This is a genomic window from Portibacter lacus (genome assembly GCF_021533215.1).
Taxonomy (GTDB): domain Bacteria; phylum Bacteroidota; class Bacteroidia; order Chitinophagales; family Saprospiraceae; genus Portibacter; species Portibacter lacus.
The window spans coordinates 321,241-334,895 of sequence record NZ_JAJNKA010000005.1; the positions used below are offsets into that span (position 1 = coordinate 321,241).

Consider the following 13,655-nt stretch of genomic DNA (forward strand, 5'->3'; position numbering starts at 1 on the left):
TTACTGAGCCGGCTTTTTTTATTTAATTTGTGAACCTAATTCATACGGAGAGTCGTTATAATATTGACATAAAAAAAGAAAATGGCAGATACATTAGAAGCAGCAAAAGGAAATATTAGCAAGAAAGGGTTTTTAGATATGGAAGTGGATCCAACTTTAGATCTTGTGGCTGAAATAGAGAAATTGAAAAAGGAGAAAAATGCTATTATCCTAGCCCATTACTATCAAGAATCAGAAATTCAAGATGTTGCAGATTATATAGGTGATTCCTTAGGATTATCACAGCAAGCGGCGAAGACTGAAGCTGATATGATTGTATTTGCTGGAGTTCATTTTATGGCGGAAACGGCTAAGATGCTTTCTCCTTCTAAAAAAGTGGTATTACCTGATCTAAAAGCAGGTTGTTCTTTAGCGGATTCATGTCCACCGCACTTGTTTAGGAAGTTTAAAGAAAAATATCCAGACCATGTTGTTGTTTCGTACATTAACTGTACAGCAGAACTGAAAACGCTAACAGATATTTGCTGCACCTCTTCGAATGCAGAACATGTTATTAATAGTATCCCGAAAGATAAAGGCATTATTTTCGCGCCCGATAGAAACTTAGGAGCTTACTTAATTAAGAAAACAGGCAGAGACCTTGTTCTATGGAATGGGACTTGTATGGTTCACGAGATTTTTTCTAATGAAAAGATCACCAAACTTCAAGTTAGATTTCCTAAAGCAAAATTGATTGCCCACCCTGAATGTGAATCTCACATCCTAGACAAAGCTGATTTTATCGGTTCTACGAGTGGATTATTAAAATACACAAAGGAATCAGAGTATACTGAATTCATTGTCGCTACAGAAAGTGGAATTATTCACCAGATGGAGCTAGCTTCACCTTCGAAGACCTTCATTCCAGCTCCTCCGAATAATGACAACTGTGCTTGTAACGAGTGTCCATATATGAGGTTGAATACGATGGAGAAATTATACTTAGCGATGAAATATGAGCAGCCAGAAATAATTCTTGAAGATTGGATCATCGAGCAAGGTGTTGCATCTATAGATCGAATGTTAGAAATAAGTGCGAAGGCTGGTTTGTAGTTTAGATATTATCCTAGATTGACTTCAGATGATTAGTGACTTGACGGTTTATCAGGTCATATTGGTCAATTTTAATACTTTCGAAAATTAAGCTTACTTTAGATTTACACAAGAAATCCACTATGTTAAATCTAAGATCAGTAAGCCTATTCGTAATTCAGCTAATCCTGTTAAGTAGTTGTACTAATACTTCTAATAGTAGTTCAGAAAAAAACATAACGGAAGACCGACCGAATATAATCTATATTCTCGCTGATGACTTAGGATATGGAGACCTGAGTTTTACTGGGCAACAACATTTTAGTACACCTAACATTGACAAATTAGCTAAAGGTGGAATGTTTTTCACACAACATTATGCGGGTGCAACCGTATGTGCTCCATCTCGTTCTGCTTTAATGACAGGATTGCATACTGGTCACACTTATATTCGTGGTAATAAAGGTGTAAAACCAGAAGGTCAGTATCCTATAGATGATGAGGCGCTTACAGTAGCGGAAATATTGAAAAAAGGTGGCTATGTAACTGGAGCATTTGGAAAGTGGGGCTTAGGGCCAGTGCAATCAGAAGGCGATCCTAATCGACAAGGAATTGACCAGTTTTTTGGGTATAATTGCCAGACATTGGCCCATAATTACTATCCTTTTCATCTTTGGGATAATCAAAATAAAGTAATATTAGAAGATAATTCAGGAGATAGTCAAACGACATATGCACCGGAAGTTATCCATCAAAATGCACTTTCATTCATTGAAAAAAATAGAGACACTAGCTTTTTTATGTTTTACCCTTCGGTAATTCCTCACGCAGAATTATTAGCGCCTTCAGCGGAAGTAGAACCATTTATAGGAAAAGTGGGTCAAGAAAAACCATATAAAGGTACAGAAGATGGTCCTCGATATAGATTAGGAGGTTATGGTTCTCAAGAACTACCACACGCAACATTTGCTGCTATGGTTACGATACTAGACAAGCAAGTAGGCGATGTAATAAATAAGCTAGAGCAGCTGGGAATTGCTGAGAATACCTTGATCATCTTCACGTCAGATAATGGTCCACACAAGGAAGGAGGAGCGGATCCAGATTTTTTTAATAGCAATGGTCCATTTAAAGGATATAAAAGAGATTTATACGAAGGAGGGATTCGGGTGCCCACTATAGCTTATTGGCCTAAGAAGATTAAAGCTGGAACTAAAAGTGATCATATATCAGCTTTTTGGGATTTCTTACCGACAGCTTGTGATATTGCGAATCAACCTAAGCCTAAGAACATAGATGGAATCTCTTTTTTACCTTCCATGTTAGGAGAAGAGCAAAAAACTCATGATTATCTTTATTGGGAATTCCACGAACAGGGCGGTAAGCAGGCTGTAAGAATGGGAAAGTGGAAGGGTATTAAATTGAAAATGGCAAATAACTTTGACGCACCGATTGCGCTGTATAACCTGGAAATGGACCTAAGAGAAGAGAACGATGTTTCTGCAAATAATCCGCAGATAGTTGAAGAGATGAAACGTATAATGAAAAAAGAGCACGAGCAATCTGAAGTGTTTTCATTTGCCTTCGAATCATCATAATAAGCATGGGCATTGCGTTTCATTCCATTTATTATTCCATATTTTAGAACATTGATCATGCAAATTTTCCTAATTAATGGCTACATTCGGAAGTTTACATGAAAACTTTCAAGTCCAAACCCAGATTTATGCCAGCTTTAAAATTGTCCTTTTTTCTGTTACTCATCATTTTATTAAATATCCAATGCGAAGAAAAACCCGTTCCAACACCAATTACGGATAAAATTTTGATGGACAGTATATCTATTCCTGAGGGATTTGTGATTGAAAAATTATATACACCTAGCGATCACGAACAAGGTTCTTGGGTGAGCATCACAAAAGATGATACAGGTCGATTTTACGCTTCTGATCAATTTGGAAAGATATACAAAGTAACGGTGCCCGACACCATTAATCAACTTGATAGCGTCGATGTAGAATTACTAGATCTTAATATTGGTCAGGCTCAGGGCTTGCTTTGGCACCGTAATGTTTTGTACGCTTTAGTTAATTCAATGATCGACAAAAATATTCTGATAAATAGTGGTTTTTACAAAATTACAGATGAAAATGGAGATGGAGAATTTGATAAGGTTGATTCTATCAGGATGTTTCCTGGTGAACATGGAGAGCACGGTCCACATAATATATTGCTAGGGCCAGATGAGGAGTCACTCTATATGGTTTTTGGAAACATGGTTGTTGTTCATGATGACATGAAAAGTTATGTCCCTAAAGTATGGGAGGAGGATAACCTCTTACCCATTATCAAAGATCCAAGTGGCCATGTTAATGAGATAACTGTTCCAGGTGGTTGGGTTGCAAGGACTGACCTGGAAGGAAAAGAATGGGAGATTATTAGTGTGGGAATGCGGAATACGTATGACATCGCTTTTAACCAAGATGACGAACTCTTTGGATTCGATTCTGATATGGAATATGATATTGGAATGCCGTGGTATAGACCGATCAGATTAACACATCTGACTAAAGGATCAGAGTTTGGGTGGAGAAAAGGAACTGGAAAATTTAGAGATTCTTATCCCGACAACTTGCCAGGAATTGCGAACCTTGGTCAAGGATCTCCGACGGGACTTATGAATGGAGAAGGACTTAGATTCCCTGCCTATTATCAAAATGGGTTATTTCTATTTGATTGGAGTTATGGAACGATGTATTTCGCCAGTTTAACACCGAATGGAAGCAGTTATAGTGCAAAAGTAGAGCAATTTTTATCTGGAGTTCCACTGCCATTAACGAACGGTATTATCGGAGACGATGGTGCTATGTATTTCTGCACGGGAGGTAGAGATTTAAGTTCGGGCTTTTATAAATTGACCTACGAAGGTGAATTACCTCATGAAGTCATTGCAATAGAACCGAATAGAAAAGGTGTTAAAGAAAGAAAATTGAGAAATGAATTAGAAATGCTTCAGGTAGAAAAAGCACCCGAAAAGCTAAATTTTATTATCAAGAATCTAGATCATAAAGATCGATTTATCAGGTTTTCTGCTCGAACTGCGCTTGAAAATCAAGACTATGCACTATGGAAAAACAATATTGATGGAAGGAATTCTTTTCACAAGTCAATTGCATACGCGATAGCAATGGCTAGACAAGGTGAAGATAGTGATAGATTAAAGGCTGCAAAAAAGTTAATAGAAACAGATTATGCTAAGTTGTCAGATTCCGAGAAGATTGATATTACCAGGGCGATCGAATTACAATTAATCAGAATGGATGCTCCACTTCCTAATGATGTTCGAGAAGAAATAGCAGCATTCTTAAGACCATTCTACTTGGAAAGTACTGATGTGCTCAATAAAGAACTATGCAAGGTCTTAAGTTATCTTCAGGATGGTGATATCATCGAGGCTACCTTGGAAAGGATGGAGGTTGATTCCGTCTCTGCTAATCAAAAAGCAATTTATTTATCCGAAGATATTACTAAGCGTAGTGAAATGTATGGCAAAGATGTTGAGAAAATGCTCTCTAATATGCCTAATCCACAAAACATTAGCTATGCGTTATCACTAAGTGAATTAAAGGAAGGGTGGACACCTGAACTTAGAAAACGATACTTCAACTGGTTTTATAAAGCGCTAAAAAAATCTGGAGGACATTCATACATCCAATTCATAAGGACTATTCAAGAAAACGCGCTCAAGAATGTTCCAGTGGAGGACCGTCAATATTTTGAGGCTTTAGCGAGTGAAGCATTTGATGAAGCGAATGATATCATGAAAGATGTGGTTCAGCCTAAGGGACCAGGACAAAACTGGACAGTAGAGAATGTCGTGAATGCTTATGCTAAGAATATAAAAGGTGTGGACCATAAACGTGGTGAGAATTTATTCAAAGCATCTCTATGCGCTAGTTGCCATAGTGTAAATGGACTTGGGCGAAATACAGGACCAGAGTTAACCAGAGTAGGCACTCGATTTTCGTTAACCGATCTGGCCACTGCGATCGTGAGTCCGTCGGCTACCATTTCTGACCGGTTTCAATTTACGGAATTTCATTTAACAGATGATAGAACAGTTGCAGGGTTGATTACAAAGGAAAATGATTACGAATACATTTTAGCCACGAATGCTTTTTCACCTGAGTTAAAAACGAGTATCAGAAAGAAGAATGTCATCAGTCAAAACAAAGCTTCCTATTCTTCTATGCCTCCAGGCTTGTTGAACAGGCTTAACGAGAAAGAACTGAGTGATTTAATAGCTTACTTAATGGCTGGTGGAAATGAGCAAAATAGAATTTATAGAAATAGTAAGTGATCGCGCGGTATAGATTTTTTAATTTTTTAATTTCGAAATGTAAGAACATGTATTTATCAAATGAATATCGAGTAGTTTAATATGGATTCAATATTTCAAATCTTAGGTCGGTTGCATCCTCTAATGGTCCATTTTCCTATTGGCTTGCTTATCATTGCCTTAGTGTTTGAAATATTTACGCTGAAAGGAAAGCGCAAAAGTCTTCGAGATGGAATTACTTTATTGGTTTACTTTGGAACTGCAGCAGCAATCTGCTCGTCGATCTTTGGATATATTTTAAATGTAAATGAGGCTTATGGAGGAGAACTTGTGCTTCAACATCAAAAGTTGGGCATTGCTACAAGTATTCTTTCTAGCATAACCGCACTTTTAATCTACTTTTCCGCTAAGAATAATTATGAAAAGCTGCTCTGGTATAGGATCATGCTATTATTAACCGTCGTTTCTGTATCCATAACGGGTCATCTAGGTGCTAGTCTTACACATGGTGAAAATTATATTTTCGAATCTTTAGGTGAAGATGATGAAAACTATGACCTAGAAAAATTAAGTGCTACCCTTGCAGAATTAAACGGTCTGGATTCTTTATCCGAATCCCAACAGGAAAATCTTAACCTTGATGTCAGAGCCATTTTAGCACATAATTGCTACCAATGTCATAGTGAATATAAAATGAAGGGCGAGTTAGCTTTGGACAGTAAGGAAGCTGTTTTCAAAGGTGGAGAAAGTGGAAAAGTCATTGTTTCTGGGTTGCCTAACGAAAGCGAACTATACAAAAGAATAACCCTTCCTTCTAATCATAAGGACGTCATGCCTAAGAAAGGCAAAACGCTTAAAAAATCAGAAATTGAGCTCATCCAACTTTGGATTACACATGGTGCTTATTGGTCGGATCGTGCGGTGAAAGTTTTTGATGAAGCACCATTGGCATTGAGTAAGCCGAACTTACCTGCAGAGCGTAAAGAGTCCCATCCTGTAGATAAAATAATGGGTCAATATTTCGAGGAGAATAATATAACTTGGCCCGAAGTTATTGACGATAGAGCTTTTATTCGACGAACTTACTTGGATCTTTTAGGTCTCTTGCCTAGTCCTGAAGAGGTAGCCGAGTTCATATCGGACACTCGCCCTGCTAAGCGCGAACAACTTATAGAAGAATTGCTCCTTGATCAAAAGAATTACACAGAGCACTGGCTTAGCTTCTGGAACGATTTATTAAGAAATGATTACAGCGGTCCTGGATTTATAACCGGAGGCAGAAAGCAGATCACTGATTGGCTATATGCTTCATTAATGGATAATAAATCCTATGATCAGATGATGAAAGAGTTGGTTAATCCTAGTAAAGAATCGGAGGGATTTATCAAAGGCATTCAATGGCGTGGAGTGGTCAATGCTAGCCAAAGAACTGAAATGCAAGCGGCTCAGAACATTGGACAGTCCTTAATGGGTGTCAATGTTAAATGCGCTTCCTGTCACAACAGTTTCGTTATTAATGTCACCTTAAAGCAGGCCTATGGATTTGCCTCCATATTTGCGGATACTTTAATGGAACTTAATCGATGTGATAAACCAACTGGCGTATTGTCAAAAGTTAGTTTCTTGTATGGAGAGCTCGGTTCTGTAGATGCACCAACAGTGGATGAACGCCTAGAACTATTGTCTGAAGTAATGGTAAAACCAGAAAATGGACGATTGTACAGAACATTCACTAACAGAATTTGGAAAATCTTGCTAGGTAGAGGAATAGTGGAACCCGTAGATGAAATGGACAACCCGCCATGGAATGAAGACTTGCTGGACTGGTTAGCATCGGATTTCATAGATTCTGGTACAGATATTAAGCACTTGCTTAGAACGATCATGACTTCTAAGACCTATCAATTAAAAGCTTCAAAATATAAGTCTCAAGAGGAGTTAAAGATTGGCACTTATGTGTTTAATGGTCCTGTAATGAGAAGAATGAGTGCTGAACAATTCTCAGATGGAATCAGCCAGGTTATTTCACCGATGTTCTATGGAGTTGCTTATGATCCCAATGATGAAGGACTTTCAGCAAGACGTATCTGGCATCGGGAAATCAAGTTTGACCGAGACGTTTTGCCCGAACCAGGAAAAAGATATTTCAGACATCAATTTGAATTATCCAACAAAGAAATTATTAGTGCTAGAGCTTTAATTTCTGTGGATCATTCCTTCGTTTTATACATTAATGGTCAGCGAATTGCAGAAGGTCAAGATTGGCGAAAGGTTCATAAGGTAGATGTCTTAGAATATGTGAAACCAGGAAAAAACCTGATCGCCATAGAGGCAACAAATGAGGGAAATTTAGCGAATCCTGCGGGTGTACTTTTCGCAATGAAAATCGAAAATGAAGCTGAACATCTGATAGAGGCTAACACTTCTTGGATAAGTACAGACCAAGTCCCTAATCCATCTTGGACCAGTATAGATTACGATGCGAAGGACTGGAAAAATGTGAAAAATTACGGATCTAATAATTGGGACAAGTTATTGGATTTCAAATTCGAAGAAGATTATAACACATTTACTCGGGCAAGCTTAGTCAAGCAACATCCGTTTCTGAAAGCCTTAGGCAGACCAAGTAGAGAAAATGTAGCCACCAGTAGAGAAAGTCAAGCTACATTACTTCAAGCACTAGAGTTGACTAATGGAGAGTTCCTAAGTGCAACCTTAGAGGAAGGCGCGGAAAAGTGGCTAGATGAATATGGAGAAGATGCTGAATTAATTGTTGAGCAATTATTCCAGAAGGTATTGTCTAGAAGTCCCACCGCTTCGGAGAAAAAAACCATGTTGAATGCGCTCGGAGATCAACCTAATAAGGAATCCATACAAGACCTTTTTTGGACAATTTTAATGCTGCCTGAATTTCAATTTATAAGTTAACCGTAACCATGGAATCAAAATATAACAAAACGAGGAGGGATTTCTTAAAAGAGATGAGTGCGGCGAGTCTTGCAGCGGCGGCAGTGAGTATTCCTGGAGTAAGCTTTTTAAGCTCTTGTGATAGCCCTGCTAAGATGGCTGCTTCAGCAGATACCGTGATTCTATTATGGATGGCAGGAGGAATGGCACATACGGAAACCTTTGACCCTAAGGCATATATTCCTTATTCTAAAGGAATAGAGAGTAAGAAAGTTTTAAGTACCTTCCCTAAGGTTCCTACCATCGTCGATGATTTGTATTTTTCAGAAGGACTTGAAGATATCGGAAGCGTGATGGATAAGGGAGCCATTATTCGATCATATAAGTCAGGTGATCTCGGACACATTCTTCATACAAGACATCAATATCATTGGCACACATGCTATGAACCACCACAAACGGTGCAAGCACCACATATCGGAGCTTGGATCGCAAAAGAACTTGGACCAGCGAATCCAGTTATTCCACCTTTTATTTCCATCGGGCAAAGATTTACAGTTGGTGAAGCGGACGAATTAAAAGCATTTCACTCTGCAGGTTTTCTTGGATCTGAGTACGGTCCCTTCTTAATCCCAGATCCGAGCTCAGGTCTTGAGAGTGTTAGACCTCCGAAAGGAATGTCTCTGAAAAGATTCGAAGCGAGATATAAATTGTATAAAGAATTAGCCAGTAAGAATGAGACATTGGGCAAAGGAAGTGATTACCAGCGAGAATCATTATCTAGGTCAATGGAACAATCTTACCGCTTATTGAATTCTCCTGAATCTAAGGTGTTTGACCTATCGCAAGAAAGCAAAGAAGTATATGATAGTTATAACACAGGAAGATTTGGCTTGGGTTGTTTACTTGCTAAAAGATTAGCTCAGAATGGTGGTCGATTTATAAGTGTATCCACTGAATATGAGCCATTTTTAGGTTGGGACACACATGAAAATGGTCATCTGAGAGCGAAAAAGATGAAGCAGTATATAGATCGGCCTATTGCCAATTTAATAAGAGATCTTGATCAGTCTGGACACCTCGATAAAACACTTATCATTCTTGCGAGTGAATTTAGTAGAGATGCTATTTTAGAGGGAAGACCGGGCGAAAAAGTTAAAGATCAGGTCAATCAACCAGATGTGATCGAAGATGAAAAGTTTTATGGAATGCACAGACACTTTACAGATGGTAGTTCAATCTTGATGTGGGGAGGAGGCATCAAAAAAGGGCTGGTTTATGGCAAAACAGCAGATGAAAGGCCATGTTCTTCCATCGAGAATACGGTAGTTATCGATCAAGTTCACCAGTCCATATATCATGCGCTCGGAATACACCCAGAGACGAATTATAAAATAGAAGGAAGGCCGTTTTACACAACTCCAGATGGCCACGGAGAAGCCATTTTAGATTTATTCACATAGATACTGAGCCATTTTAATTAAATAGAAAACCAAATGTTTAAAAACTTATTAATTCTAGGACTCGGACTTGTATTGGCTTTGAATTGTTCAGCACAGTCGGACCTGAAGTTTACCGACTTATTGAACGAGAGCAATCTCGATTCTTGGGATGTACCTGAAGACAACATTTGGTGGTCCATAGCGGATGGAGTCCTGAATGTAAAAAGCGGACCGAAGAAAAAAGGCTCCATTCTCTGGACGAAAAATACTTACCTAAACTTTGTGATTGAAACTGATTTCTTGATGGGAGATGGCACAGTAGATTCTGGAATCTTTCTAAGAAGTGAAAAACAACAAGTCCAAATAGGCGAATCAGGTTCTTTGAAGCGAGACATGACAGGTTCCGTATATATCCCAGGAAAGGGCTATCCAGTAGAAGCTGCTAGAATAAGTGAAATATTGAAGCGAAATGATTGGAATTCGATGAAGGTTATGGTTCTTGGAAATATATACACCATCTGGGTTAATGAACAGGAAGTTCTGAAGTATGAGTCAGCAGAAACCATAGCAGAAGGACCTATAGGCTTGCAACTGCACCCGGATAGAACAATGGAAATCAGTTTTAGAAATTTAAGAATAGCTGAACTACCAAAATCTACATTAGAAGCTAAAATTATGGAGAATAGGATTCAATTAATTCCTAACAATCAAGAGAAGAAAGTGGATGTTTTTATAGATGGTCAATTTTTCACTTCTTACATTTATCCTAATACGATTAAGAAACCAGTGCTTTATCCATTGATTACACCAGAAGGCACAAGAATTACAAGAAATTATCCTTTAGAACCTTCAGCTGGCGAAAGAGTGGATCATCCACACCATGTCGGACTATGGTTTAACTATGGTGATGTGAATGGATTAGATTTTTGGAACAATTCAGATGCTATTAAGGAAGAAAAACGATCTGAATACGGGACTATACTTCATAAGTCTGTTAATCAAATTACGAGTGGTGATGAAGCAGCGTCGCTTGAAGTTACTATGGAGTGGGTTTCACCAGAAGGTAAAGTTCTGATAAAAGAAGACACAAAATTTATTTTTAAGGGGGAAAATAAAGAATATTCAATCGACAGAATAACTAAATTGACAGCCTTAGAAGCAGTTGATTTCAAAGATAACAAAGAAGGCCTGATCGGAATTAGGGTGAATAGAGCGCTAGAGCATCCTTCAGATAAGCCTGAAATATTTTCGGACGCTAAGGGCCTCCCGACGAAAGTAGCCGTCTTAAATAATGAAGGTGTTAATGGAAATTATATCAATGCTGAAGGAATAGAAGGGAAAGCTGTATGGGGGAAAAGATCTAATTGGGTTAACTTAAGGTCGAAAATAGGAGCAGAAAGTTTATCCCTCGTGATACTTGACCATAAGCAAAATGTGGGCTACCCAACGTATTGGCATGCTAGAGGTTACGGCTTGTTTGCTGCGAATTCGCTAGGTCAAGCCGCATTTAGTAAAGGCGAAAACGAATTAAATTTTAAATTAAATAAGGGAGAAAGCACAACTTTCAAGCATCAGATCATTGTCGCTAGCAAAGAATTGAGGAAATCCGATATTGATTCCAGGTTTTTGGAATTTTCAATGAATTAATATACAACACATAAAAAATACAAGAATGACTAATCGAAGAACTTTCATTAAAAAAACAACACTTGCTACAACAGGCGTTGTACTTGGATCATCCGTTATATCAGCAAAGTCATATAGGAATATTATTGGAGCAAATGACAGAGTTGTTCTGGGTTCAATAGGCATTAGAAGTCGAGGGTATGAATTATTAAAGAGTTTCACAAGTATGTACAATGATAACGTAGTCGTGAAAACGCTATGTGATGTAGATTCTGATTTGTTTGCAGAGCGGTTAAAAATAGCTTCAAAGAACCAGAATGGCAATGTGCCGGGAACGGAAACAGATATGCGCCGAATGTTTGAGGATAAAGATATAGATGCTGTTGTGAGTGCAGTTCCTAATCACTGGCATGCACTTTCTGCGATATGGGCGTGTCAGGCAGGTAAGCATGTTTATGTCGAAAAGCCAAGCTCACATAATGTATGGGAAGGACGGAAGATGGTAGAAGCAGCCAGAAAGTATGATCGAGTTGTTCAAGTTGGCCTTCAGAATAGATCTATTCCGAATGTAATGCAAGCAATGGAATTCTTACATAGAGGTGGAATCGGTGAAGTCTTTATGGCAAGAGGAACATGTTTCAAACCTAGAGATTCTTTTGGAATATCAGCAGATAGTAAGCCACCAGCTAATTTGGATTATGATAAATGGTTAGGACCAGCATCTTATCGTGAATACAATGAAAAGCGGGGTCATTACAACTGGCATTGGCACTGGAATACGGGTAATGGAGATACAGGAAACCAAGGACCACACCAATTTGATATCGCAAGATGGGGATTGAATAAAAAAGTGCATCCTGTGAAAGTCCAGTCTATGGGTGGCATATTCGGAATTTCACCACAAGAATGCTCTCAGGAAACACCGAATACGCAAACTTCCGTTTTCGAATATGAAGATGGAAAGATCCTAGAGTTTGAAACAAGAGGTCGATATACCAATGCCGAGGCACCATTAGGTGTGAAAATTGGTAATTTATTCTTTGGAACTGAAGGTTGGTTAGAAATTAATGGCTCTACATGGAAGGCATATAAAGGCAAAGAAACAGAAGCCTTTGCTGGATCAGGAATGGCAGAAGGTGCTGAGGTCGGAGGAGATAGTTCATTTAGAACGGCGCCGGACAGTAAGGGACACTACGCTAACTTTATTGATAGTGTTCGGTCAGGAAATCGCTTTGATTTGAATTGTGATGTGGAAGTGGGGCATAGATCTACGGTACTTCCTTTGATTGCTAATATTGCATATCGAGTGGGTGAAACCCTTAGATTCAATGGTGAATTTGAAGAATTTATCGACAACGAAGAGGCTGATTTGATGTTAACGAGAAAATATAGATATCCATATATAGTTCCGAAGAATGTCTAGGCTTTTTTTATGATAAGGTTCATGGATAATGACACATAAAAATTGAAATAAATAAGCGACAGATATCTAGACAGAAATACTTCGACAGTTAGCATTCTAAAAATCGCACTCATGCCCATTCACCTTTAGCCATTTTTCGGCATTCTTGTAGTCAGGCATGATGTCAGATACGATTTTCCAGAAACGATGAGAGTGATTCATTTCTATTAAGTGAGCAAGTTCGTGAATGATGACGTAATCTTGAACTTCTATGGGAGCAAATAATAGTCTTGTAGATAAATTGATGTTGGAGGAGGATGAACAAGAACCCCAGTTGGAGGTATTGTACTTAAGCCTTACACTTTTGATGTTCTTATTAAAATATTGATCATTGATAGCAAAAACTCTGCGCGTAATAATCGGAAGGTATACCTTAGCAACAACTCTACTGATTAAAACGGAAATTTCCCTGTATGCTGAAGTTCCATCTGCATCTTTCGCGAGTTTGATCTGAATGGTGTCATCACCGAGATATTTTCCAGAATGACCGACATTGTTACTTTCGACCAATTTTACTGTAAAAGTGCGATCGTAGAGTGTGAATTGGTGTCCGTCGTGAATAGACTTGGTTTCGAATCTTTTTCGAAATCGATCTTCTATGAGAATCTTATCCTTTAGCCAAAGGTAGAATCGATCGATCTGTGCTTTCTCTTCTTTCTTATTGAGAAAGAGAGGAAGCCTCAATATGGCGTGCTTTTTCCCGAGGGATGCACGGATTGAGTTCCTCCTCTCCTTGTATATTTTGACAGGGACATCCAGATCATCTACCTGGAGTAAATAGGTATTTTGTTTCGGTTTCCCCAATCGA

At 38.5% G+C, this 13,655-nt stretch carries 8 protein-coding genes; 7 read left to right on the plus strand and 1 reads right to left on the minus strand.

Features of this window, described 5'->3' with window-relative positions; genetic code table 11:
* Positions 1-81 precede the first annotated feature (81 nt).
* The 7 genes from nadA (at position 82) to L2586_RS10750 (ending at position 12,808) form a co-directional block, all read left to right on the plus strand.
* On the plus strand, positions 82-1,092 hold the full coding sequence (nadA, locus tag L2586_RS10720) for a quinolinate synthase NadA (RefSeq protein WP_235292890.1): 1,011 nt from the start codon (positions 82-84) through the stop codon (positions 1,090-1,092).
* A gap of 122 nt (positions 1,093-1,214) precedes the next feature.
* Entirely contained in the window at positions 1,215-2,669 is a 1,455-nt protein-coding gene (locus L2586_RS10725; protein WP_235292891.1) for an arylsulfatase, read from the plus strand.
* Positions 2,670-2,797: 128 nt separating this feature from the next.
* A complete protein-coding gene (locus L2586_RS10730; protein WP_235292892.1) occupies positions 2,798-5,431 on the plus strand; it encodes a c-type cytochrome in 2,634 nt (877 codons plus the stop codon).
* Positions 5,432-5,512: 81 nt separating this feature from the next.
* A complete protein-coding gene (locus tag L2586_RS10735) occupies positions 5,513-8,338 on the plus strand; it encodes a DUF1549 domain-containing protein (RefSeq protein WP_235292893.1) in 2,826 nt (941 codons plus the stop codon).
* A gap of 8 nt (positions 8,339-8,346) precedes the next feature.
* A complete protein-coding gene (locus L2586_RS10740; RefSeq protein ID WP_235292894.1) occupies positions 8,347-9,780 on the plus strand; it encodes a DUF1501 domain-containing protein in 1,434 nt (477 codons plus the stop codon).
* Between the two features lie 33 nt (positions 9,781-9,813).
* A complete protein-coding gene (locus L2586_RS10745; RefSeq protein WP_235292895.1) occupies positions 9,814-11,406 on the plus strand; it encodes a DUF6807 family protein in 1,593 nt (530 codons plus the stop codon).
* 25 nt (positions 11,407-11,431) lie between these two features.
* The gene (locus L2586_RS10750; RefSeq protein WP_235292896.1) at positions 11,432-12,808 is read left to right on the plus strand and encodes a Gfo/Idh/MocA family protein; all 1,377 of its coding nucleotides are present in this window, start codon (positions 11,432-11,434) and stop codon (positions 12,806-12,808) included.
* A 96-nt stretch (positions 12,809-12,904) separates the two neighbouring features.
* Here L2586_RS10750 and L2586_RS10755 read toward each other — a convergent pair whose 3' ends face one another.
* The gene (locus L2586_RS10755; protein WP_235292897.1) at positions 12,905-13,651 is read right to left on the minus strand and encodes a M48 family metallopeptidase; all 747 of its coding nucleotides are present in this window, start codon (positions 13,649-13,651) and stop codon (positions 12,905-12,907) included.
* Between the last annotated feature and the right edge of the window lie 4 nt (positions 13,652-13,655).

Excerpts from the sequence above, each read along its gene's own strand:
- nadA (WP_235292890.1), top strand. The coding sequence starts at position 82 with ATGGCAGATACATTAGAAGCAGCAAAAGGAAATATTAGCAAGAAAGGG.
- L2586_RS10725 (WP_235292891.1), top strand. The coding sequence starts at position 1,215 with ATGTTAAATCTAAGATCAGTAAGCCTATTCGTAATTCAGCTAATCCTG.
- L2586_RS10730 (WP_235292892.1), top strand. The coding sequence starts at position 2,798 with ATGCCAGCTTTAAAATTGTCCTTTTTTCTGTTACTCATCATTTTATTA.
- L2586_RS10735 (WP_235292893.1), top strand. The coding sequence starts at position 5,513 with ATGGATTCAATATTTCAAATCTTAGGTCGGTTGCATCCTCTAATGGTC.
- L2586_RS10740 (WP_235292894.1), top strand. The coding sequence starts at position 8,347 with ATGGAATCAAAATATAACAAAACGAGGAGGGATTTCTTAAAAGAGATG.
- L2586_RS10745 (WP_235292895.1), top strand. The coding sequence starts at position 9,814 with ATGTTTAAAAACTTATTAATTCTAGGACTCGGACTTGTATTGGCTTTG.
- L2586_RS10750 (WP_235292896.1), top strand. The coding sequence starts at position 11,432 with ATGACTAATCGAAGAACTTTCATTAAAAAAACAACACTTGCTACAACA.